We start from the raw sequence: 21,752 nt of genomic DNA, 5'->3' as shown, positions 1-21,752 counted from the left end.
CATGCCCTCCAAAATGGGCCGCCGCCGCAAAACCGACACAGGGCTGGAGCCCCGCGTCTACCTCAACCACGGGTCGTATTACTACGTTCACCGGGGCGGGAAGTGGGAGCGCCTCGGCACCGACAAGGACGAGGCGAACCGCAAAGCCCGGATCCACAACGACCCTGAGAGCAACTACGGCACCATGGTCTACTGGCTCGACCAGTTCCTGCTGCACTGCGACCAGCGCGTCCTGAAAAAGACCATGGCGGCGCGCACGCGCGACGACTACTGCCACGCGATCGAGGCACCCACCGAGAAGCGCAAGTGCGGAGCGCTGCGCGTGTTCTTCGCGCCACCGCGCACGCCGAACGACATCACGCCGGCCATGGTGCAAGACTTTCTCACCACGATGCAGGAGCTCGGCCGGCCCACCCCGGCCAACCGTGAGCGCGCATGCCTGTCGGCGTGCTTCGGCTGGCTGCTGCGCACGGGGAAGGTGCCCGGCCTGGAATACAACCCTTGCCTGCGCGCGAGCGGCGTGCAACGCAACAAGGAAGAGCGCCGGGCGCGCTACGTCACGCATGACGAGTTCCGCGAGGTCTACGAGGTGGCCGCAGCGAGCGAGCGCCTGATGATGGAGCTGACTTATCGAACCCTGCAGCGGCCCGAGAGCGACATCGTGCTGTGGACATCGGCCAACCTGATCGTCGAAAACGGGGTGCGCAAGCTGCACCACATCCAGAACAAGACGAAGGTCGAACTCAAGATCGCGCTACCGGCCAGCGTCACCGCCCTGCTGGACAAGGCGCTTGGCACCGATGGCAATGTGGTGCGCCTCAAGCAGCCGCTCGTGCATCGATTGGACGGCCACGCCTACACCTACGACGGCATCTGTTCGAACCTGAAGAAATCCATCGAGGTTGCCAACCTCCGGCGCAAGGCCCGCGGCGTTGCGCCGATGGCGTCCTTCGGCTTCCGTGACCTGAAGGGCAAGGGCGCCACGGACATGTGGCTGGCCGGCGTGCCGATCGAGCAGATCCAGCTGCTGTGCGGGCACCGGAACAAGTCGACGACCGAGGTCTACATTAAGCAGCGTTGGCGCGAAACTGCGCAACCGAACCTGGTGGAGATTGCATGTCAGATGAACTAGAAAAATTGCGGAGTCTCGCAAACCGCGTCCATGTGTCACTGCACGATGTGGAGGAAGCACTTCAGTTCGCAGAGACGTTCAAGATGCTCAGAGGCAACCCCGCCATCGCCGACATTCCCAGCCATGGAAAAGCAATCGAAGCTTCGCTCGGGATGGCCGCGATCGTCAGTTACGGCCGCCCCTTCGTAGCGTCACAGTCGAACGGCGTTGCGGATCGACTTTTGAAGACGACGGAGCTGGGTCTGTTCAACGGGAAACCAGATCTCGAGGCCTCGCACGATTTGTTCCTCATGCTTCGCCAGAAAGTAGTGGCGCACTCGGATTGGCAGTTCCGCTTCTCCGCCGTGAACACGAACGACGCATGGCAGTCCAGCATTCGGCAGATCTGGGCCTTCGACCCGACGCTACTACTGACGAACTTCTATGACTTTATCGATCTGGCCAGACATGTTCGCAATTTTTTGACGTCTCAGCTGATGAAGCTGGACCTGCGCATTTCGAACTTGGCCGATCAAGGAGGCGCGAAATAGATGTGCCAAATATCCAGTAGTTTCGCCCCTGCATTTGCACGAACACTAGGCAGTTCCAAGGGGCTGATCCGCCGAAATACTTTGGCGTTGCGAGGGCGAAAATCGAGCAAGCATGCGGTCTGGAGCCTCGAAGCACTCCCGGACTGTTAATCCGTAGGTCCCTGGTTCGAGCCCAGGTCGAGGAGCCACTACAAGCCGCAAGGCCTCTGGATGCCCCGCTACTCAAAAGGTAGCGGGGCATTTCGTTTTGGGGGTCGAGCGCACGCCAGGTCCGTTGCATTCACAGCGGCTTCTTTCCCCACCGCAGAGCGCCGTTGGGTACCCCACTGAGCTTCCACGTTGGCAGGGCTTGCGCCAAGATCAGAACACCTGCCCCAACAGGACAGCCAGTGTTTTCTCGACGGTGATGCACGTCAGCGCGGTGCACGCCGGATCACCCCGTCCACGGGAAGACCCTTCAGAGCCTCCAGTGCCCAAAGCCTGGAGGCTTTGTTGTTTTGGGTCCTTCCACATGCCTACACGTCCGATCGACTTTTTCTGACGTGGCAGCTGGCTCGAATGCGAAAAATTCCCATCAAACGTAACCAAACAACGCAGGCAGAACAGCCGAAAAATGCTCTTGGAGGATCAGATGCCACTCTCATTTCTCTCGCGGTTGCACAAGGTGCAGCTGCCCGTTCGCGTGACCGATCCGGAGGAAGTCCGGAAAGTATCGGTGCTCCTGGCGACTGGCCTGATCGAGGCCGAATTCAACGTCATCAGGTCGCGCGCTGTGCGCGACGGGAACCGGGTACCTACCGTGATCCGCATCACGGAAGATGGCTTGGCCGAACTTGCGACGGCTGGCGCCTCGGCCTCGTTCGCCAAGCCGTTGATTCGATTTTCGGGCGGCTTGCGCCTGATGTGATTCACGCCAGGCCTTTTCTGCGCATGTGGAAACCGATCGATCCCATCATCGTCGCAGGAAGCCCCCTGGCTTCCGCCGAGCCGTGGCGGCACCGGGCGGCGTCCGGAGAGTCGCGCACGGTGGCGGATCTGGCAACCAAAGCCGAGTCACTCAAGGTGCGGGTGCAGCGGCTGGCCGAAGAGTCATTGCTGCTGCGTGAGGAGGCTCAGGCACTCCGGGCCCAGTGGGCAAGGGTCCGGCAACGCTCTCGACACGGGGCTGCCAGCGCCAGCTGATCGAAGGCCCCGGGCGGTTCCACCTCATCGCCCCCTTGGATCACGTTGTCGGTCCGTCCTGCAGCAATTGCGCTGCTTTGGAGCAACAGGGCCCGTGCGGGCCCCACCCGGAGCGCTGCCAGCTCCACACAAACCCTTGAATCTGGACGCTCCGAGAGCGCCTTTGCGCCTTGCGGCCGGCTGGCCCGCGGATTGCAGAAAGGGATGCGTCCCTTCCTCATCAATCCACCTCAACGGAGACACCCCATGGACATGGCAGAAATGCGCAACCTCGGCATCGCGAGCCCTTTCAAGAAGCAGTACGGCAACTACATCGGCGGCCAGTGGGTCGCACCGATCGACGGCCGGTACTTCGACAACGCAACGCCGGTCACCGGCCAGACCTTCACCAGCATTCCGCGTTCGAACGAGAAAGACGTCGAAGCTGCGCTCGATGCCGCACACGCGGCCAAGGCGGCCTGGGGCCGCACCTCGACCACCGAGCGCGCGAACGTCCTGCTGAAGATCGCCGAACGCATGGAGCAGAACCTCCAGACGCTGGCAGTGGCCGAGACGCTCGACAACGGCAAGCCGCTGCGTGAAACGACCTTGGCCGACCTGCCGCTGGCCATCGATCACTTCCGCTACTTCGCAGGCTGCATCCGTGCCCAGGAAGGCGGCATCAGCGAGATCGACCACGAGACCTACGCCTACCACTTCCATGAACCGCTCGGCGTGGTGGGCCAGATCATTCCCTGGAACTTCCCGATCCTGATGGCGGTGTGGAAACTCGCGCCGGCGCTGGCGGCGGGCAACTGCGTGGTGCTCAAGCCGGCCGAGCAGACACCGGCCTCGATCCTGGTGCTGATGGAGATCATCGGCGACCTGCTGCCGCCGGGCGTGGTGAACGTGGTCAACGGCTTCGGCCTGGAGGCAGGCAAGCCGCTCGCATCCAGCAGCCGCATCGCCAAGATCGCCTTCACCGGCGAGACATCCACGGGCCGCCTGATCTCGCAGTACGCGAGCCAGAACCTCATTCCCGTCACGCTGGAGCTCGGCGGCAAGTCGCCCAACATCTTCTTCGAGGACGTGCTGGCCGCGGACGATGCGTTCTTCGACAAGGCGCTGGAAGGCTTCACCATGTTCGCGCTGAACCAGGGCGAGGTCTGCACCTGCCCGAGCCGCGCGCTGATCCAGGAATCCATCTACGACCGCTTCATGGAGCGCGCGATCCAGCGCGTCGAAGCCATCACACAGGGCCATCCGCTGGACACGGCCACCATGCTGGGCGCGCAAGCCTCGCAGGAGCAGATGGAGAAGATCCTGTCGTACATCGAACTGGGCAAGCAGGAAGGCGCGCAGTGCCTCACCGGCGGCGCACGCAACGTGAAGCCTGGCGAACTTGCCGGCGGCTACTATGTCAAGCCGACCGTGTTCAAGGGCCACAACAAGATGCGCATCTTCCAGGAAGAGATCTTCGGCCCGGTGCTCGCGGTGACCACATTCAAGACCGAGGAAGAAGCGCTCGCGATCGCCAACGACACGCTCTTCGGCCTCGGCGCCGGCGTGTGGAGTCGCGACGGCGCACGGGCCTTCCGCATGGGCCGCGGCATCCAGGCCGGCCGCGTGTGGACCAATTGCTATCACCAGTACCCTGCGCACGCGGCCTTCGGTGGCTACAAGCAGTCGGGCATCGGACGCGAGAACCACAAGATGATGCTCGACCACTACCAGCAGACCAAGAACCTGCTGGTGAGCTACAGCCCGAACAAGCTGGGTTTCTTCTGACCTGACCGTCAGTGAAAATGCCGCGGTCCGACATTGATCGGACCGCGGCATTTCTTTTTTCTGGCTGCACTGCCCACGGACAGCGCAGCGCAGCGCATCGCGTCACGGCGCCTGCCAGGCGACGTTGCCTCCTTCGAACATCATGCGGAGCCGCCCACCCCCGGCCAGCGCATTGACGGTGGCCTGCAGCGCCTGCGCCAGGTCCGTCGCATCCTTCTTGACTGACATGCCCACCGCCCAGCCGTTGCGCTGGATGCGCACCGAAGGCAGCGGTGCAATGGCAAAGCGAGCATCGCCGTGCAGCACCGATTCCATTTCGGAGGCAAGGCCGGCGGCGGCAGCCACCTCGCCGCGCTGCAGGGCCCGTGCGGCTTCGACGCCGTCTTTCGCCTGGGTGTCGAGCTGGCTGCGGTAGGCGCCCTGGTCGGCGCCGATCATGAGCCAGCCGGCCAGCGTCTTGCCAGCCACCGCGACCTTCGCATCGCCCAGCGCAGCGAGCGTTTCGAGCTGTGGCAGGCGGTCGAGCCGCCGCGCCAGCACCACGCGCTCGCGGTAGTACGGCGCAAGGATGAGCGCCTGCGGTGTGGCGTCCATCAGCGGGCGGTCCACGGGAACATGCAGCAGCACATCGGCCGGGCCATGGCCCAGGTAATGGCCGCGCCACACCATGTTGCGCAGGTCGTCGCCCATGTTCTCGTCGGCCAGGAACGGCAGCAGCGAGAGCTTCACGTCCAGCGAACCGGCCAGCGCTTGCGCCAGCGCCACGTCGATGCCTTGGCCAGCCAGGTGGAACGGCGGCATGTCCTGGTAGATGGCCACGCTCAGCGTGCCGCGTGCGCGGATCTTGTCGAGCGCGCCGGCGCGCACCGTGCCGGCGGTCGCGGCCACGCCGGCGGCCGCGGCCCATCGCAGGCAGTCGCGGCGCGACAGCCGCGAGGAAGAGGAAGGTGAGTGCATGGCAGGCGCCTCACATCGGCTTGTCGCGCCGCGTCTCCAGGTAGGACTTGATGGCCCAGATCGCCTCCTGGTTCATCGTCCCCTCGAACGGCGGCATGTAGACGGCGCCGTTGCGCGTGCGGCCTCGCCGCACGGTGGTGAGGAAGATGTCATCGATCTCTTTCGTGCAGGCTGCTTTTCGCGCCGCATCCTTGAGCGAGGCGCAATCGTTGTCGAGCTTGCGCAGGTCTGGGGCAATGCCGCCGGAGATGGCGTCGATGCCGTGGCAGCGCGCGCAGTTCTGGTTATAGGCGGACGTGCCGACCTGGACGGCGCTGCCATTGCCCCGGAACGGGTTTTCGGCACGCCACTGGTCGCCCAGCTTGGGCAGCGTCGACGTGTCGACAGCCTGCGGGGTGACATCGCCGTGCGCCCAGGCAGCGCCGCAAGCAGCCGCGGCCAGCACTGCGCACAGCACTGCGCGGGTGGTCTTCCGAAGCTTCGGCACATGGGACGCAGGCCGCAGGATTCGGGAATCGGGATTCGTCATGAAGGTCTCCGTTGTGGTTGATGGGGAACCCTCACGAATGCGCAATCGCTGTGCCAACGGCGCATTGCTGCAAGCGGGTACACAAATTGCCTTCCTTGTAGCGTCCCGGGCCAGGGACAGGGCCCCACAAGGGCTTGCTGCTGTGGCATCCTTGCCTGCGCGGCGTCGGCATCGAACACTTCGCACCCGGGGTGTTCCAGAATGAAGCGAACCGGTGAGAGCAATCGAACTGGCCAGAGACAAGCGGCCGGCTCAAAGAAGCAGGACAGGAGACAACAGATGGTTGACGCTCTTCATGCCCCAGGCAGCCCTTCCCAGGGGTGGACCACGCCGTCGGCGATGGCCGTGGCTCCGCCCCGGGCCGACCGCACCGAACTGATCGAGCAATGGCACCAGCGCTGCGCCGCGCTGGGCCTCTCGCGCGTCGAGCGGCCGGACTTCGAGCCGATGCGGCGCAGCGATCTGGTGGTGGCGCGCGAGCGCAACCAGCGGCTCTTCACGCACGCAGCGCCGGTGATGGAGATGCTGCTCGAGCAGATCGTCAACACCGACAGCATGATCGTGCTGGCCGACACCACCGGCACCATCCTCCACTCCGTAGGCGACGACAGGTTCCTGCAGCGCGCGAACAAGGTGGCGCTCACGCCGGGCGTGAGCTGGGCCGAGCATTCCAAGGGCACCAATGCCATCGGCACCACGCTGGTCGAGGAGACGCCGACGGTCGTGCATGGCGGCGAGCACTTCATTCACGCCAACAATTTCCTCACCTGCTCGGCCGCACCGATCTTCGACCCGCGCGGCGAGATGCTGGGCGTGCTGGACGTCACCGGCGACCAGCGCTCCTATCACCAGCACACCATGGGGCTGGTGCGCATGTCGGCGCGCATGATCGAGAACCAGTGGCTGTCGGACGACTACGGCAATCGCCTGCGGCTGCACTTCCATGGCCGCGCGGAGTTCATCGGCACGCTGCTCGAAGGGATCATCGTCGTGGGCGCCGACGGCAAGATCCTGGGTGCGAACCGCAGCGCGCTGGACCAGCTCGACATGAGCATCGCCGCCGTGCGCATGCAGAGCCTCGCGAGCCTGTTCGGCATCACGGCCTCGGCCGTGTTCGACCATTTCCGCTCGCCGCTGCCGGCGCCGATGATGCTGCATGCCGTCAGCGGACAGCTGTTCCATGTGAGCGCCCGGTTCAACGGACCGCAGCGCAGCGTGGTGCTGGACATGCCCGTGAGCTCGGTGGAGCCGCGGATGCCCGAGGAGCCGAACGCGCGTCCATCGTCCGCGGCGCGAGGCGATGAGGCAGCGGCGCGGCAGGCCGGCCCTTCGCCGCACGCCCCGCTCTCCGGCCTGCACTACCTGGACACCGGCGATGCGCAGATCGCCGCCACGCTGCTGAAGGTGCGGCGCGTCATCAACCGCGACATTCCGCTGCTCGTCCTGGGCGAAACCGGCACCGGCAAGGAGCTGCTCGCGCGCGCGGTGCACCAGGACTCGAACCGCGCCCGGCAGCCCTTCGTGGCGGTCAATTGCGCGTCCATTCCCGAGTCGCTGATCGAGGCCGAGCTGTTCGGCTACGAGGAAGGTGCCTTCACGGGCGCGCGCCGCAAGGGCGCGGTCGGGCGCATCGTGCAGGCCCACGGCGGCACGCTGTTCCTGGACGAGATCGGCGACATGCCGCTGTCGCTGCAGGCGCGGCTGCTGCGCGTGCTGCAGGAGCGCAACGTCACGCCGCTGGGAAGCCTCAAGTCGATCCCGGTGGACATTGCCGTCATCGGCGCCACGCACCGCAACCTGCGCGAGATGATCGCCGCCGGCACCTTCCGGGAAGACCTGTACTACCGGCTCAATGGCCTCGTGGTCAAGCTGCCGCCGCTGCGCGAGCGCAGCGACCTCGACGTGGTCGCGCGGCGCATCCTGCTGGCCGAATGCCCGCAGGACACGCCCGAGATCGCCCCTGCGGTGCTGGCGCTCTTCAAGGCCTACGCGTGGCCGGGCAACCTGCGCCAGCTCGCCAACGTGCTGCGCACCGCCGCCGTGATGAGCGCAGGCGAACGCCACATCTGCGAACACCACCTGTCGGACGACTTCCTCGAGGATGCCCGGCGCGTGCTTTCGCAGGCGGCGCCCGGCGCCGCGGCACCGGCGCCCTCTGCGCCGCAGGCAGCCGCCCTGCCGCAGGCGGCCCACGCCGCCGCGCCGCCCGAGCACACGATGCCTCCTTTGCGCGACAGCGAGTCCCTGCCCGTTGCGGCACCCGAAGCCCCGCGCACGCTGGGCGAAGCCGAGATCGACATGATCCGAAGCGCTTTGGCTGCGGCCGACGGCAACATCTCCGTCGCCTCCAAGCGCCTGGGCATCAGCCGCAACACGATCTACCGCAAGCTGCGCTGGAACAAGGGCGAATGACGCGGCCTGGGCCGCCAGGCCCGCTCAGGCGGGCTTGGCGGCCCAGGCCTGGCACCATCCCCTGGCCGCGATCTGCTTGCGCCCGAACATCGCGCAGCCCGCCCAGGCTTCAGTCGGCGTGCCCTGCCACAGCGCGCAGTTCACGCATTCCTGTGAGGCCGCATGGCGTGGATGCTTCTTCTTGTCGACGGTCTTCGTGTCGTGCCTGTAGCCCAGCTGCTGCGCGGTCTCGTCGCTCTCTTCGACGCGCGGCGGCGCGGCCCACGCGACGCGCACCGGCAGCGCCGCCAGCAAGCAGGCGCCGCCGGCCGCGCGGCCGACGAAATCCCGACGGGAAGCGCCAAGGCTCCCTTCGATCTTGCGATTCGTCATGCCGCCCTCCTCAGTCGGATGCCACTACGGCTTCGCCGGCGCGGGCGGTGCGCGTCGCACCGGCGGAAGGGATCTTGAAGACCCACACCATGCCGCCCTGCTCCAGCAGGTTGACCTTCTTGGCCACCTCGCCGCCCCACAGCGGCACCGCGCCGCCCCAGCCGGAAACCACAGCCACGTATTGCTCGCCGCCCTGCTGCCAGGTGACCGGCGGCGCCACCACGCCCGAGCCGGTCTGGAACTCCCACAGCACCTTGCCGGTCTTGGCATCGGCCGCCTTCAGGTAGCCCTCGGGCGTGCCCCAGAACACCAGGTTGCCGCCGGTGGTGAGCACGCCGCCCCACAGCGGCGCGCCGTTCTTGATCTCCCACGCGATCTTGCCGGTCTTGGGATCGACCGCGCGCAGCGCACCGATGTAGTCCTCGTTGAGCGGCTTGATGGTGAAGCCCGAGCCGAGGTAGGCCGCGCCCTTCTTGTAGGCCACCGGCTCGTTCCAGATGTCCATGCCCCATTCGTTGGCGGGCACGTAGAACAGCCGGGTGTCCGGGCTGTAGGCCATCGGCATCTGGTTCTTGCCACCCAGGAACCCCGGCGCAGCGAAGACCGAGTTGCCTTTCTTGCCGCCGTCACCTTCGAGGGGGTCGCCGGGACGGTTCCCGGGCACGAAGTTCGGCCGGCCCGTCTTCAGGTCGATGCCGTCGGCCCAGGTCGTCTTCTTCACGAAGGGGAAGGCGTTGAGCAACTGCCCGGTGGCCGCGTCGTTCACGTAGAAGTAGCCATTGCGGTCGGCCTTGCCGCCCACGCGCCGGCCGTCCATGTCAAAGGTGACGAACTCGTTCACGCCGTCGAAGTCCCAGCTGTCGCTGGGCGTGTTCTGGTAGTGCCACTTGATCTGGCCGGTCTTCACGTCGATGGCCACGGTCGCGCACGAGAACAGGTTGTCGCCCTTGCGCAGGTGGCTGTTCCACGGCGCCGGGTTGCCGGTGCCGAAGTAGGCCAGGCCGGTCTTGGCATCGAAGGTGCCGCCCAGCCAGGTGGCGGCGCCGCCGGTCTTCCAGAGGTCGCCCGGCCAGCTCTTGTTGGCGGTGCCCGAGACGCCGGCCTCCTGCTTGTTGCCATCCTTGTCGTAGGTGTAGCCCATGTGGCCTTCGACGGTGGGGCGCGACCAGACCATGCGGCCCGTCCTGGCGTCGCGCGCCTCGACGCGGCCGACGACGCCGAACTCGCCGCCCGACACCCCGGTGAGGATCAGGCCGTTGGCGATGATGGGCGCCGCGGTGGCGGAGTAGCCTGCTGCGTAGTCGTCGATCTTCTCTTTCCAGACCACGTCGCCGCTGGCCTGGTCGAGCGCCACCAGCTGCGCGTCCAGCGTGGCGAAGATCACGAGGTTGTCGTACAGCGCCGCGCCGCGGTTGACCACGTCGCAGCAGGGCATGATGCCCTCGGGCAGGCGATGCTCGTACTTCCACAGCTTCTTGCCGGTGGTGGCATCGAGTGCGTAGATGCGCGAATAGGAAGCGGTGACGAACATCTTGCCCTTGTGGATCACGGGCTGCGACTCCTGGCCCCGCTGCTTCTCCCCGCCGAAGGAAAAGGCCCACGCCGGCACCAGCCGCGACACGGTGGCGGTGTTGACCTGCTTCAGCGGCGAGTAACGCTGGCCCTGGGTGTTCACACCCCAGGTCAGCACGTTGCCGTTCTTCGTCGCCTCGGACTGGATCATCTTGTCCGTGACTTGCGCGCTGGCGCCGCCGGCCGCGGCCAGGCCGATGGCCATGAGCGCATTCAATAGCTTCAATTGCATGGGGTGTCTCCTCGTGGGTGTGGATGGCGGATCGGGCGTGCCACAGGGGCATGCCTCCACGGGAGTCAAGGGCAATGTCCATGCCACGCACCGTGCCGTCTTGCGGGCGGTGCGAGGGGCATTGCGGCGTGCCCCGGCTGCGGGTTTCCCCGCTGCGCTGCTACAGGCTCGAACAGCGTCCGGGCGACGGCCGCTGCAGCACGCCACAGTGCGGCGCAGCGCCCCGGCGCGCTGGAGCAGCGCTAGCTGGGCTGCGTGAGCCTCGCATTCCATTCCGCCACGAAGCGGGCGGCCTGGAACTTCATGCATTCGATCGCGGCCTCGCGGGTCGGCTGCTGGGTCACCACCAGCACGCAGCACTGCGTGAACTCATGCCGCAGTTCGGCCCGTCCCGCATAGACGCCTTCCGCCGTGAGCTCGAACTCGACGGAGCAGCTCCAGTCTTCGGGAAGATCGAAATCCATCAGGGACGAGGTCATGGCCGCGAGAGCTTAGGCCTCCGCGGGCAGGTATGAAATCCCTCATGAGTACCCTCTTTGCGCGTTCCGCCGGTCCGTTGGCGATGCCAAGGCCTATGCCGGACGAGGAATCGATAGGTTGCGACGGACCGGGTATCTTCCGGATCGGTTCGGCTGCGCCAACGAACGCGCGCGCCGATCCGGATCCAAGCCCCGGGTGGCGGCATGCCGCCGGATTCCTCTTGAATCGGGAGATGCAACTTGGCGTACGCGCTTTTCAAACAGATCCTGGCATCGCGATTGCCCGTGCAGTTCTGCACGCCTTCCGAGATAGACCGGCTCAAGGACCTGCGCGACGCCGGGTACATCAAGGTGGCGTTCTCCCCCCCGCACAGCGCCCTGCCGCTGTGCGCCACGGTGAGCGAGATCACGAACCTGGGCCGCGCCGCCGCTCGCTACTTCGGGTCGGCCTAGCGCCCGCTCATCCCGTTTGTCCGACATTCCGGTCGGGTCCGATTCGCACAACGGCATCGGACTCGGCCTGCGTTTCCCTCCGGCGCGGTTCTGCGACTATCCTCGGACCGTGCCAGCCACACCGATTGAGTACCTGCTCGAGATCGAGCACGCCAGCTTCCCGGTCCACGTCCGAGACCCGGAAGTGATCCAGGCCATTGCCGTGCTCTGTGCGCTCGGATGCGTGGAGGCGGAGATTTATCCGCCGCTGGACCTGCGCCGCTCCTTCGGTGAATACGAGTGCGCGGTCGTGAAGAAGATCACCCCGGAAGGCATCAGCGAACTCGCGCTGGAATACAGCTAGCGAGCCCACGGCCTGAGCCTCTTGAATCCGGGGGGCTCGCCCGCATCATTGATGCGATCAAAAAAACCGGAGGAAGATGATGGCGAGCTCTTCGGATTCGCGGACCGTCGCAAAGCTGGCGTGGGAAGCCGCTTGGGAGCGGCTCGGCAACGCCTTGCAGCCGCCCCCGGGCTACCCCGAGCCGACGCCGGAGCAGCTCATGGAGTGCTTCCGTATCGCGCAGGAACGGTTGGACAGCCTGCGCCGAGCCCACGATACCGCGCCGGCCGGGAACGAGTGAGGCAGCGCCCCCGGGCCGCGCCGGGGCGTCGATGGCGAGGTGTAGCGAAATGGGGAAAACCCGAAAAAAGAGGGTTTGTCCCGAACCTGAAGTCAGGCCTCGGGCAGCCAACGCCGCTACATTACCGCCAACGTACTATTTACGCGGTCCATGCACTTGAATTCTTTACTCTTGGTTGCGTTGCTTCTTCTTGCGAGCGGCCTGTTTTGGTGGTGGATCTTGGGCAGCGGTTACTTCGCGGTGATCTTCGTTGTGGTGCTTGGCTTGGGCGCCGTGCTCTACCTCGCCGTTCGTGGCGACAGGAGCATCAAGGACGAACTCGACGCGCAGGTTCCGGAGAACGAAGGCAGCAGCCGCGAGCTGTAAGCGCAACCCGTTTGCGGCCTGGCATCTGTTCAGCGCAAGGCGAAGGCCAGCGTGACGGCGCCCAGCGCCAGCAGCGCCAGCCCGGCGATGAAGACCACCTCGCCCCATGACTCCAGCCGCATGCCCGACTTGCGCGAGCGCATCGAGATGAACGACAGCAGCGCACTGGCCAGGAAAATCAGTGCGTCGATGGCCAGCATGCGGTCGATGACGAGCCGCAGATCGTCGCGCGGACCCAGGTGGCCGATCGACATCACCGTCATGCACACGCCGATCATGGTGGCCGACGTGGGCAGGATGTGCGCAGAAAGGCCGCCGGTGGAGGGTGTCATGTCTTGTCCCGGCGCCTCGGCCCGGTCCTCATCCAATCCGCACCGGCACGAAGATCTTGTCTTCGCCGCGCTGGATCAGCAGCGCCACCGACTTGTCGGCCCTGGCCACCACCTCGCGCACCTGTTCCAGGCTCTTGGCCGGTGTGCCGTTGATGGCCAGCAGCACGTCGCCGGCCTGTACCCCGGCCATGGCAGACGGACCCGCAACGTCTTCGATCAACAGGCCGTTCTCGATCGCCGCCTCGCGCTTTTCCTGCGGCTGCAGCGGCCGCAGCGCCAGTCCGAGCTTGCCCTGCCCCGCCGCGCTTTCGTTCTTTGCGACCTGGGTGGGCTTGTCGCTGGCATCGCCCAGCCTGGCTGAAAGCGCCTGGCGCTCGCCCTGGCGCCACACTTCCAGCGTCACCTTCTTGCCGGGTGCCTGCTGTCCGATCACGGCGGGCAGGTCGCCCGATGAGACGATGGGCTGGTCGTCGACCTTGCGGATCACGTCCCCCGCCTTCAGGCCGGCCTTGTCGCCGGGGCCGCCCTTCTCGATGTTCGAGACCAGCGCGCCTTCGGGCTTGTCCAGCTTGAACGAGTCGGCAAACGCCTGGTTCACCTCCTGCACCGCCACGCCCAGCCGCGCGTGCGTGGCCTTGCCGGTCGCGACGATCTGGTCCTTCACCTGCACCGCCACGTCGATCGGAATGGCGAACGACACGCCCTGGTAGCCGCCGCTGCGGCTGTAGATCTGCGAGTTGATGCCGACCACCTCGCCGCGCGTGTTGAGCAGCGGGCCGCCGGAGTTGCCGGGATTGACGGCCACGTCGGTCTGGATGAACGGCACGTAGCTGTCGTCCGGCAGCGAACGGCCCTTGGCGCTCACCACGCCGGCGGTGACCGTGTTCTCGAAGCCGAAGGGCGAGCCGATGGCCAGCACCCATTCGCCGACCTTCAGGTCCTTGGTGTTGCCGAGCGCCAGCGTGGGCAAATTCCTGGCATCGATCTTGAGCACCGCGATGTCGGTCTTGGCATCGGCGCCGAGCACCTTCGCGCGGTATTCGCGCCGGTCGGTCAGCTTGACGGTGACCTCCTTGGCGTCCTTCACGACGTGCGCATTGGTCATGATGATGCCGTCGGGGCTCACGATGAAGCCCGAGCCCTGTGCGCGCACCGGCACGTCGCGCTGCTGGGCGCGCGGGCCCGCCTGGCCCTGGAAGCGGCGGAAGAACTGGAACATCGGATCGTCGGGATCGATGCCCTGCATCTCGGCCGCGGCTTCGGCGTCGGATGCCTTCGCGGTGCCCGTGACACTGATGTTGACCACCGCGGGGCCGTCGCGCGAGGTGATGGTCGAGAAGTCGGGCAGCGTGACCATGGCGGGAGCCACGCTCGCCGCATTGGTGGGCGCATTCACGGCGCGGGCACTGGTGTAGGCGCCGGCGCCGACGGCACCGATCACCCCGGCTGTCGCCAAGGCGGCGACCAGGGCATGGGGAGAAGTGAGGCGGGTGTTCATTCTGGCTTTCCTTTCAATGCGTCTCGACGCAAACACGATGAAAGGAATGTCGGTGCACAGGCTTAAGCGCGGCTTAAACCGCGCCCAGTGCCGCAGGCCCTCAGGCGCGGGGAGGAAAGCGCACCAGCACCTGCAATCCGCCCAGGCTCTCCGAGGCGGCCAGCGCCACGGTGGCGCCATGCAGGTCGGCAATAGACTTGACGATGGCAAGGCCCAGTCCGCTGCCCGGCGCCTGCGGCTCGCCCGAGCGATAGAAGCGGTCGAGCACCCGCTCGCGCTCTTCCTCGGGCAGGCCCGGTCCGCTGTCCTCCACACTGAGTTCGACGGCCGAACCTACCGCCGCAATCCCGACGTCGACGCGGCCTTCTTCCGGCGTGTACTTGACGGCGTTGTCGATCAGGTTGCGCAGCAGCATGCGCAGCGCCTCGGGCTGGCCGTCGACCACGGCCTCCGCATCGGCGTGCGCAATGCCGATGTCGATGCGCCGCGCCTGCGCCGCCGCAACCACGTCGGAGATCGCCAGGCGCGCCACCTCGGCAAGATCGACCGGCTGCGGCTTGGCGCCCGCGGCCATGCTCGCCTCGTGCCGGGCCAGGGCCAGCATCTGCTCGACGAGCCGCGTGGCGCGGTCGATGCCAGCGACAAGCCGGGTCACGGCGAGTTCACGGGCCGCGGCGTCCGGCGCGCGCTGCAAGCCCTGCACCTGGAGTTTCAGCGCTGCAAGGGGCGAGCGCAGCTCGTGCGCCGCATCGGCCACGAAGTGCTTCTGCGCGTCGAAGGCGTGGCGCACCCGGTCGAACAGCAGATTGAGTTCCTGCACCAGCGGACGCACCTCGTCGGGCAGGTCTTCGTCGCTCACGGCGGAAAGATCGTCGGCCTGCCGCGACGCCACCTGCTTGCGCACGCGCGCCACGGGCGCCAGAGACCGGCTCACCACCCACCAGACCACCAGCATGAGCAGGGGCGCCATCAGCGCCACCGGGGCGACGGTGCGCAGGGCCAGCGCCCCGGCCATGTTGCGGCGTGCCGCCATGTCCTGCGCCACCTGGATGACCAGTCCGCTCGTCTGTATCGAGAACACGCGGTAGGTGGTGCCGCGCGCCCGCACGTCGGCAAAGCCCAGCACCGCGAGTTGCGGCAGCGCGGCCTGTTCGGCGGACTCGAAGATGCGCACGCCGTCGGCGGTCCACACCTGCACCACGAACTCGAAGTTCTGCTCGCCGCTGCCGATGCCGCCGACCGCGGCACTGGGCGGCAGGCCGGCGCGCAACGATTGCGCCATCTGCTGCATGTGATAGTCGAAGATGTCGTCGGCCTCCTTGAGCACCGTGCGGTAGGCCACCAGCGCCTGCGCGCCGGCGGCCAGCACGATGGCCGCGAGCAGGAACCACAGCAGGCGCGCGCGCAGCGAACCGGTCAGTGCGCGGATCATGCCTTCGGCACCATGTAGCCCACGCCGCGCACGTTGCGGATCAGTTCCGCGCCCAGCTTCTTGCGAAGGCCGTGCACGTAGACCTCGACGGCGTTGCTGCTGATCTCGTCTTTCCAGCTGTAGAGCTTTTCTTCCAGCTGCGCGCGCGACAGCACCATGCCGGGCCGCGCGATCAACGGCTCGAGCACGGCCCATTCGCGGGCCGAAAGCACCACCGGCTGGCCGGCCACCGTCACCTCGCGGGTGGCGGGATTGATGCTCACGCCCATGTGCTCGTACACCGGCTCGGCGCGGCCCGCCGCGCGGCGCAGCAGGGCCCGGATGCGCGCGAGCAATTCGTCGAGGTCGTAGGGCTTGAGCACGTAGTCGTCGGCGCCCGCATCGAGCCCTTCGATGCGCTGCTGCACCGAGTCGCGCGCGGTGGCAATCAGCACGGGCATGCGCTGCTTGCGGGCGCGCAGGCTGCGCAGCACCTCCAGGCCGTCCCGTCGCGGCACGCCCAGGTCGAGCAGCACCAGGTCGTACTGCTGGGTGCGCAGGGCGGACTCGGCCGCATCGCCGTCTTTCACCCAGTCCACGGCGTATTGTTCCGCACGCAGCAGGTCGAGCACGGCTTCGCCGATCATCACGTCGTCTTCGAGAAGCAGGAGTCGCATGGTTGTCTTGGTCCGTTGTCGAGATTCGAGGCAGCGGTAGCGCAGAAGTTCAGGTCACAGCAGCGACCTGACCTCGCGTGCCGCCTCGAAGAGCAGCGGCAGCATTTCGCGCTGGAGCGTTTCTTCCTGGTAGCGCGTGCCCGAGAGCACCACGTTCAACGCGGCCACCGTGTGGCCCTGCATGTCGCGCAGCGGTACCGCGAGCGCCTGCACGCCCAGCTCGTGCTCTTCGCTGGCAAAGCAGTAGTCGTTCTTGCGCACGCGGGACACCAGCTGGCGCAGGCTGCGCGCCTGGGTGGTGGTGTTGGGCGTGAGCCGCGCGAGGTGGCGCCCCTTGAGCCACTGGGTGAGCTGTGCGGGCGCCATGGCTGCGAGCAACACCCGGCCCGTGGAGGTTGCGTGGGCCGGGAGCCGTGCACCCAGGTGCAGGCCGTAGGCCAGCACGCGCGTCGGGGTGCCATAGCTGCCGCTGCGCGCGACGATGACCACCTCTTCGCCATCGAGCACCACGGCCGAGAAAGATTCTCCCGTTTGCGCCGCAAGCCGGTTGAGCGTGGGCTGCAGCGCGCGCGGCAGGCGCGATGACGCCAGGTAGCTGCCCGAGAAGCGCAGCACCTTGGGCGCCATCCAGAAATAGCTGCCATCCGTCTCCAGGTAGCCCAGATGGGCCAGCGTGAGCAAGTGGCGCCGGGCGGCGGCGCGCGTGAGGCCGGCACGCTCGGCGGCCAGCGTGGCATTGAGCCGCTGGCGCTCGGTGTCGAAGCTTTCGAGCACGGCCATTCCCTTGGCGATGCCCTCGATGAAGTCGGCTTTGGCGATGGTCATCGGGATCCCGGTACGAAGTGTTGCGCGATCATCGCGCAGCCGCTCGCATGATCGCACAGTGCCTTGCCAGCCGGCGCGCCAGCCCGCTCCGGACGCCCTACGCTTGCGAAAACCTCAACGGAGACACGAACATGCGCACACAGGTCGCGATCATCGGCGCGGGCCCGGCCGGCCTGCTTCTGGGACAGCTGCTTTTCAAGGCGGGCATCGACAACGTCATCGTCGAGCGCCAGAGCGGCGACTACGTGCTCGGGCGCATCCGCGCGGGCGTGCTCGAGCAGGTCACGATGGACCTGCTGGCGCGTGCCGGCGTCGACACGCGCGCCAAGGCCGAAGGGCTGCCGCACGAGGGCATCGAGCTGCTGTTCAAGGGTGCGCGGCACCGCATCGACATGCATGGGCTGACGGGCGGCAAGCAGGTCACGGTCTATGGCCAGACCGAAGTGACGCGCGACCTCATGGAGGCGCGCGCTGCCGAGGGCCTGACGACCATCTACAGCGCGGCCAACGTCAGCCTTCACGATTTCGATTCAGCGCGCCCACGCGTGCGCTATGAGAAAGACGGCCAGGCGCACGAGATCGAATGCGACTTCATCGCCGGGTGCGACGGCTACCACGGCGTGAGCCGCGCCAGCGTGCCCGAAGGCGCCATCCAGACCTACGAGAAGATCTATCCTTTCGGCTGGCTGGGCGTGCTGGCCGACGTGCCGCCGGTGTCGCATGAACTCATCTACGCCAACACGGAACGCGGCTTTGCGCTGTGCAGCATGCGCAGCGCCACGCGCAGCCGCTACTACGTGCAGGTGCCGACCGGGGAGCGGGTGGAAAACTGGAGCGACGAGGCCTTCTGGAACGAACTGCGCGCGCGGCTCGACCCGGAGGCGCGCGAGCGGCTGGTGACCGGACCTTCGCTCGAGAAAAGCATTGCGCCGCTGCGCAGCTTCGTGGCCGAACCGATGCGCTTCGGCTCGCTGTTCCTGGCCGGAGACGCAGCCCATATCGTGCCGCCGACCGGGGCCAAGGGGCTCAACCTCGCAACGGCCGACGTGGGCTATCTGTCGCGCGCGTTCGAGATCTTCTACGGCGAAAAATCGCCCTCGGCGCTCGACCGGTATTCGGACCTTTGCCTGCGCCGCGTCTGGAAGGCCGAGCGATTCTCGTGGTGGTTCACCTCGCTCATGCACCGCTTCCCCGAAACCGGGGCCTTCGGCCAGAAGATCCAGGAAGCCGAGCTCGACTACCTCGTTCATTCGCAGGCTGCCTCCACCGCCCTGGCGGAGAACTACGTGGGCCTGCCGCTCGAAGACTTCTAGGACGCGGCCCGAGGCGCAGGGCCGTTCTGCTCGAGCGTCGTCTTCATGGCGATGCCGCCCTGGTCCATCATCGATCCGATGTAGCCGGCGAATTCGTCGGGCAGCACGTCGGTGATCCAGACGAAGCGCGACCGGCCTGGGCCGTGCGCGAACACCTGGGCCGAGGCATGGTGGTGGCTGGCCTTGCCGCCGGTGATGGTGTAGGCCAGGCGGCGGTTGGGCTCGTCGATGCCCACGAGCAGCTCGCGCGCCACCAGCCCGTTGGCAAAGCTCACGATGCGGGCGCCCTGCCCGTCCAGCGTGCAAGCGGTCAGGAAGCCGGGCGCAAGGCGCGCGTGGACGGCGCCGAAATCGCGCAATGCGTCCCACACCGTTTCCGCGTCCGCTTCGACGATGAATTCCTTGTAGATCGTTGCCATGGTGGTACGCCTCAGTGAGTCAGGCGCTCATCTTCGCGCAGGGCTGCCAACCGGTCTTGGAAAATCTCGTCGACGCGTTCGCTGATGACGAGCATTCCGCATCACCGAAGCGATGCTGCGCCAGGAGCGGGTTCAGTCCGCAGTGTGCATGGCCTGCCATACCCGCGACGGGCTCAGCGGCATGTGCAGCCGCGGCGTCCCGTTGACGAGGCCATTGCGCGCGAAGGCATCGGCGACGGCATTGACGATGCTCGGCGTGGCCCCGATGGTGCCGAGCTCGCCCACGCCTTTCACGCCCAGCGGATTGTTCACGCACGGGGTCGACTCGTCCATTTCCATCTGGAACATGGACTGGACGATGTCGGCGCGCGGCACGGCGTAGTCCATGAGGCTGCCAGTGACGGGCTGGCCTGTTTCCTTGTCGTACACCACCTGCTCGTACAGCGCCTGCCCGATGCCCTGCACCGCGCCACCTTCGAGCTGGCCGCGCACGATCATCGGGTTGACAACGCGGCCCACGTCGTTGACGGAGCTGTAGGCCACCACGGCAATCTCGCCGGTGGGCGGATCGAGTTCGATCTCGCAGATGTGGCAGCCGTTCGGCCAGGTCGGTCCGGCCACGGTGCTGGTGGAGTCGACGAAGATTTCGCGCTCGGGCTGCTTGCCGGCAAGATCGAACAGGTCGAGCGCCAGGTCGGTGCCTGCGACGGTGAACACGCCCCGGGTGTAGGTCACGTCGTCGACTGCGGCCTCGAACTCCTGCGCCGCGAGTTCGCGTGCCTTGTCGATGGTGCGCTCGGCGCCGATGCGCACGGCCGAGCCGCCGGTGAACAGCGAGCGCGAGCCGGCGCTGCCGAAGCCATCGCCCCGGTCGGTGTCGCCGAGCACCACGCGGACCTTCTCGATCGGCACGCCGAAGGCATCGACCGCCAGTTGGGCGAGCGAGGTGGCAATGCCCTGCCCCATGGCGTTGACGGCGGAGAACACCTCGATCACGCCGTCGGCCTGCACCGAGACCGTGACCCGCTCCTCGAACACATTGCCGCCGGTCCATTCGAGAAAGGTGGCGATGCCCAGGCCGCGGTGCTTGCCGCGGGCTGCCGATTCGGCCGCGCGCGCCTCGAAGCCGCTCCAGTCGGACAGCGCCAGCGCCTGGTCCATCACCGATTCGAACTTGCCCGTGTCGTAGGTCTGCGCCATCGGGTTGGTGTAGGGCATCTGCTCGGGGCGGATGAAGTTTCGGCGGCGCAGCGCGATACGGTCGATGCCGGTCTGGCGCGCAGCCTCGTCCATCAGCCGCTCGATGGTGAAGATCGCCTCGGGACGGCCCGCGCCGCGGTAGGCGCCGGTGGGCGCGGTGTTGGTGAGCACCGCCTTGAAATGGAAGTCGATGGTCTGGATGTCGTAGACGCTGGTCTGCACCCAGGGGCCGATGAGAAGCTGGATCGCGACGCCGGTGCCGGTGGCGTAGGCACCGACGTTGGCGTGTGTCTTGATGCGCAGGGCGAGGATCTTTCCGCCGGCATCGAGCGCGAGTTCGGCCCTGGCCTCGATGTCCCGTCCGTGCGCACTCGAAAGAAACTCTTCGCTGCGGTCGGCCACCCATTTCACAGGGCGCTTCACTTGCAGCGCAGCGTAGGCCACGGCGATGTCCTCGGGGTAGGCACCCGTCTTCATGCCGAAGCCGCCGCCCACGTCGCCCACCACCACGCGCACTTTTTCCTTCGCGAGGCCGATGGCGGCGCAGACCGAGTCGCGCACGCCCGAGGGCATCTGGGTGCTCATGCGGATGGTGAGGCGTTCGGACCCGGCCTCGGGTGCCGCGAGCACCGACCGCGGCTCGATCGTGAGCGCCACGACACGCTGGTTGACCACGTCGAGCGCCACCACGTGCTTGGCCTTGGCAAAGGCGGCCGTCGTGGCGTCGCTGCTGCCGTGGCGCATTTCGGCCGCAATGTTGCCCGACGCCTCTTCGCAGAGCAACGGCGCGCCGTCGGCGGTTGCGCTTGCAAGATCGACCACCATGGGAAGTTCCTCGTAGTCGACCGCCACGGCCTCGGCGGCATCGCGCGCCTGCTGGACCGTTTCGGCCACCACCACCGCCACCGCCTCGCCCACGAAGCGGGCTCTCTCGTGCGCCAGGGCAAACCTTGGCGGACTGGCGCAATCGCTGCCGTCGGCGCGCTTGAAGCCCGCGGCGCCCGGCAGCGGCTTGACGCCGGCCTCGGCCAGTTCGGCACCCGTGATCACGCGCAGCACGCCGGGCATGGCGGCCGCGGCCGAAGCGTCGATCGAGACGATGCGCGCATGCGGATAGGGAGACCGAACGAACACGAGGTGCGCCTGGCCGGGCAGCGTGACGTCGTCCGTGTAGCGGCCCTTGCCGGCCAGCAGGCTTTCGTCTTCGAGGCGGCGCACCGCATGTCCGCTGCCGAAGCGCGTGGGGTTGGATTCAGTGGTCAACGACGTGGTCCTTTGGGCTGGCTCGCCCGCCAGGCGACGCCGGCCTGGGGGTCGCCATGGAGAGCAAATGGAAGCAGCACTATATGGGCTCTGGGTCATTCTTGTGCGCTTGGCGCGCGGAGCCCGCGGGCTGCGGTTGAAATCGATTGCCGTTCGGCCGGAGATCGGCCATTTTCCGCAGCCGGATGAAGCGTGCTGCGAAGCCGTG

Annotated in this window: 21 protein-coding genes; 9 read left to right on the top strand and 12 right to left on the bottom strand. The window is 66.9% G+C overall.

Features of this window, described 5'->3' with window-relative positions; translation table 11 throughout:
• Position 1: 1 nt before the first annotated feature.
• The 4 genes from ABID97_RS15035 (at position 2) to adh (ending at position 4,611) form a co-directional block, all read left to right on the top strand.
• Entirely contained in the window at positions 2-1,132 is a 1,131-nt protein-coding gene (locus ABID97_RS15035) for a site-specific integrase (protein WP_354399248.1), read from the top strand.
• On the top strand, positions 1,117-1,662 hold the full coding sequence (locus ABID97_RS15030) for a hypothetical protein (protein WP_354399247.1): 546 nt from the start codon (positions 1,117-1,119) through the stop codon (positions 1,660-1,662). The genes ABID97_RS15035 and ABID97_RS15030 overlap by 16 nt, the downstream gene beginning before the upstream one ends.
• A gap of 613 nt (positions 1,663-2,275) precedes the next feature.
• A complete protein-coding gene (locus ABID97_RS15025) occupies positions 2,276-2,569 on the top strand; it encodes a hypothetical protein (RefSeq protein WP_354399246.1) in 294 nt (97 codons plus the stop codon).
• A gap of 521 nt (positions 2,570-3,090) precedes the next feature.
• Entirely contained in the window at positions 3,091-4,611 is a 1,521-nt protein-coding gene (adh, locus tag ABID97_RS15020) for an aldehyde dehydrogenase (RefSeq protein ID WP_354399245.1), read from the top strand.
• 102 nt (positions 4,612-4,713) lie between these two features.
• Here the strand turns inward: adh and ABID97_RS15015 are convergent, their stop codons facing one another.
• Both ABID97_RS15015 and pedF read right to left on the bottom strand, forming a co-directional pair.
• A complete protein-coding gene (locus ABID97_RS15015) occupies positions 4,714-5,568 on the bottom strand; it encodes a substrate-binding periplasmic protein (protein WP_354399244.1) in 855 nt (284 codons plus the stop codon).
• Between the two features lie 10 nt (positions 5,569-5,578).
• Positions 5,579-6,097 (bottom strand): cytochrome c-550 PedF, encoded by a 519-nt coding sequence (pedF, locus tag ABID97_RS15010; RefSeq protein ID WP_354399243.1) that lies wholly within the window; start codon positions 6,095-6,097, stop codon positions 5,579-5,581.
• Positions 6,098-6,376: 279 nt separating this feature from the next.
• Between pedF and ABID97_RS15005 the strand changes: the two genes are divergently transcribed.
• Positions 6,377-8,509, top strand: a complete 2,133-nt coding sequence (locus ABID97_RS15005) for a sigma-54-dependent Fis family transcriptional regulator (RefSeq protein WP_354399242.1) — start codon at positions 6,377-6,379, stop codon at positions 8,507-8,509.
• Positions 8,510-8,533: 24 nt separating this feature from the next.
• Here ABID97_RS15005 and ABID97_RS15000 read toward each other — a convergent pair whose 3' ends face one another.
• The 3 genes from ABID97_RS15000 to ABID97_RS14990 all read right to left on the bottom strand — a co-directional run bounded on the left by ABID97_RS15000 (position 8,534) and on the right by ABID97_RS14990 (position 11,164).
• Complete coding sequence (locus ABID97_RS15000; protein ID WP_354399241.1) at positions 8,534-8,881, bottom strand: high-potential iron-sulfur protein; 348 nt, start codon at positions 8,879-8,881, stop codon at positions 8,534-8,536.
• Positions 8,882-8,891: 10 nt separating this feature from the next.
• Entirely contained in the window at positions 8,892-10,685 is a 1,794-nt protein-coding gene (locus tag ABID97_RS14995) for a PQQ-dependent methanol/ethanol family dehydrogenase (protein ID WP_354399240.1), read from the bottom strand.
• 242 nt (positions 10,686-10,927) lie between these two features.
• Positions 10,928-11,164: a hypothetical protein gene (locus ABID97_RS14990; RefSeq protein WP_354399239.1), complete on the bottom strand. Its 237-nt coding sequence runs from the start codon at positions 11,162-11,164 to the stop codon at positions 10,928-10,930.
• Positions 11,165-11,404: 240 nt separating this feature from the next.
• Here ABID97_RS14990 and ABID97_RS14985 point away from each other — a divergent pair, with 240 nt between their 5' ends.
• The 3 genes from ABID97_RS14985 to ABID97_RS14975 all read left to right on the top strand — a co-directional run bounded on the left by ABID97_RS14985 (position 11,405) and on the right by ABID97_RS14975 (position 12,606).
• A complete protein-coding gene (locus ABID97_RS14985; RefSeq protein ID WP_354399238.1) occupies positions 11,405-11,617 on the top strand; it encodes a hypothetical protein in 213 nt (70 codons plus the stop codon).
• A 16-nt stretch (positions 11,618-11,633) separates the two neighbouring features.
• The gene (locus ABID97_RS14980; protein WP_354399237.1) at positions 11,634-11,960 is read left to right on the top strand and encodes a hypothetical protein; all 327 of its coding nucleotides are present in this window, start codon (positions 11,634-11,636) and stop codon (positions 11,958-11,960) included.
• Between the two features lie 430 nt (positions 11,961-12,390).
• Entirely contained in the window at positions 12,391-12,606 is a 216-nt protein-coding gene (locus ABID97_RS14975) for a hypothetical protein (RefSeq protein WP_354399236.1), read from the top strand.
• Positions 12,607-12,635: 29 nt separating this feature from the next.
• Here ABID97_RS14975 and ABID97_RS14970 read toward each other — a convergent pair whose 3' ends face one another.
• From ABID97_RS14970 to ABID97_RS14950, 5 genes are all read right to left on the bottom strand, one after another.
• The gene (locus ABID97_RS14970) at positions 12,636-12,938 is read right to left on the bottom strand and encodes a hypothetical protein (RefSeq protein ID WP_354399235.1); all 303 of its coding nucleotides are present in this window, start codon (positions 12,936-12,938) and stop codon (positions 12,636-12,638) included.
• 28 nt (positions 12,939-12,966) lie between these two features.
• Positions 12,967-14,436: a DegQ family serine endoprotease gene (locus ABID97_RS14965; protein ID WP_354399234.1), complete on the bottom strand. Its 1,470-nt coding sequence runs from the start codon at positions 14,434-14,436 to the stop codon at positions 12,967-12,969.
• 100 nt (positions 14,437-14,536) lie between these two features.
• Positions 14,537-15,868 carry an ATP-binding protein gene (locus tag ABID97_RS14960; RefSeq protein ID WP_354399233.1) on the bottom strand — a complete coding sequence of 444 codons (1,332 nt, stop codon included), beginning with the start codon at positions 15,866-15,868 and terminating at the stop codon, positions 14,537-14,539.
• Positions 15,865-16,524 (bottom strand): response regulator, encoded by a 660-nt coding sequence (locus ABID97_RS14955; RefSeq protein ID WP_354399232.1) that lies wholly within the window; start codon positions 16,522-16,524, stop codon positions 15,865-15,867. The genes ABID97_RS14960 and ABID97_RS14955 overlap by 4 nt, the downstream gene beginning before the upstream one ends.
• A gap of 54 nt (positions 16,525-16,578) precedes the next feature.
• Positions 16,579-17,349: an IclR family transcriptional regulator domain-containing protein gene (locus ABID97_RS14950; RefSeq protein ID WP_354399231.1), complete on the bottom strand. Its 771-nt coding sequence runs from the start codon at positions 17,347-17,349 to the stop codon at positions 16,579-16,581.
• Between the two features lie 131 nt (positions 17,350-17,480).
• On the opposite strand from ABID97_RS14950, the gene pobA reads away from it, so the two are divergent.
• Entirely contained in the window at positions 17,481-18,662 is a 1,182-nt protein-coding gene (pobA, locus tag ABID97_RS14945) for a 4-hydroxybenzoate 3-monooxygenase (RefSeq protein WP_354399230.1), read from the top strand.
• Here pobA and ABID97_RS14940 read toward each other — a convergent pair.
• A complete protein-coding gene (locus tag ABID97_RS14940) occupies positions 18,659-19,081 on the bottom strand; it encodes an SRPBCC family protein (RefSeq protein ID WP_354399229.1) in 423 nt (140 codons plus the stop codon). The two genes, pobA and ABID97_RS14940, sit on opposite strands and share 4 nt — an antisense overlap.
• A 132-nt stretch (positions 19,082-19,213) precedes the next feature.
• On the bottom strand, positions 19,214-21,544 hold the full coding sequence (locus ABID97_RS14935; protein WP_354399228.1) for a xanthine dehydrogenase family protein molybdopterin-binding subunit: 2,331 nt from the start codon (positions 21,542-21,544) through the stop codon (positions 19,214-19,216).
• Positions 21,545-21,752 lie beyond the last annotated feature (208 nt).

The organism is Variovorax sp. OAS795, assembly GCF_040546685.1.
Taxonomy (GTDB): Bacteria; Pseudomonadota; Gammaproteobacteria; order Burkholderiales; family Burkholderiaceae_C; genus Variovorax.
This window is presented reverse-complemented; position numbering and strand designations above follow the sequence as displayed.

Excerpts from the sequence above, each read along its gene's own strand:
- ABID97_RS15035 (WP_354399248.1), top strand. The coding sequence starts at position 2 with ATGCCCTCCAAAATGGGCCGCCGCCGCAAAACCGACACAGGGCTGGAG.
- ABID97_RS15030 (WP_354399247.1), top strand. The coding sequence starts at position 1,117 with ATGTCAGATGAACTAGAAAAATTGCGGAGTCTCGCAAACCGCGTCCAT.
- ABID97_RS15025 (WP_354399246.1), top strand. The coding sequence starts at position 2,276 with ATGCTCTTGGAGGATCAGATGCCACTCTCATTTCTCTCGCGGTTGCAC.
- adh (WP_354399245.1), top strand. The coding sequence starts at position 3,091 with ATGGACATGGCAGAAATGCGCAACCTCGGCATCGCGAGCCCTTTCAAG.
- ABID97_RS15015 (WP_354399244.1), bottom strand. The coding sequence starts at position 5,568 with ATGCACTCACCTTCCTCTTCCTCGCGGCTGTCGCGCCGCGACTGCCTG.
- pedF (WP_354399243.1), bottom strand. The coding sequence starts at position 6,097 with ATGACGAATCCCGATTCCCGAATCCTGCGGCCTGCGTCCCATGTGCCG.
- ABID97_RS15005 (WP_354399242.1), top strand. The coding sequence starts at position 6,377 with ATGGTTGACGCTCTTCATGCCCCAGGCAGCCCTTCCCAGGGGTGGACC.
- ABID97_RS15000 (WP_354399241.1), bottom strand. The coding sequence starts at position 8,881 with ATGACGAATCGCAAGATCGAAGGGAGCCTTGGCGCTTCCCGTCGGGAT.
- ABID97_RS14995 (WP_354399240.1), bottom strand. The coding sequence starts at position 10,685 with ATGCAATTGAAGCTATTGAATGCGCTCATGGCCATCGGCCTGGCCGCG.
- ABID97_RS14990 (WP_354399239.1), bottom strand. The coding sequence starts at position 11,164 with ATGACCTCGTCCCTGATGGATTTCGATCTTCCCGAAGACTGGAGCTGC.
- ABID97_RS14975 (WP_354399236.1), top strand. The coding sequence starts at position 12,391 with ATGCACTTGAATTCTTTACTCTTGGTTGCGTTGCTTCTTCTTGCGAGC.
- ABID97_RS14970 (WP_354399235.1), bottom strand. The coding sequence starts at position 12,938 with ATGACACCCTCCACCGGCGGCCTTTCTGCGCACATCCTGCCCACGTCG.
- ABID97_RS14965 (WP_354399234.1), bottom strand. The coding sequence starts at position 14,436 with ATGAACACCCGCCTCACTTCTCCCCATGCCCTGGTCGCCGCCTTGGCG.
- ABID97_RS14960 (WP_354399233.1), bottom strand. The coding sequence starts at position 15,868 with ATGATCCGCGCACTGACCGGTTCGCTGCGCGCGCGCCTGCTGTGGTTC.
- ABID97_RS14955 (WP_354399232.1), bottom strand. The coding sequence starts at position 16,524 with ATGCGACTCCTGCTTCTCGAAGACGACGTGATGATCGGCGAAGCCGTG.
- ABID97_RS14950 (WP_354399231.1), bottom strand. The coding sequence starts at position 17,349 with ATGACCATCGCCAAAGCCGACTTCATCGAGGGCATCGCCAAGGGAATG.
- pobA (WP_354399230.1), top strand. The coding sequence starts at position 17,481 with ATGCGCACACAGGTCGCGATCATCGGCGCGGGCCCGGCCGGCCTGCTT.
- ABID97_RS14940 (WP_354399229.1), bottom strand. The coding sequence starts at position 19,081 with ATGGCAACGATCTACAAGGAATTCATCGTCGAAGCGGACGCGGAAACG.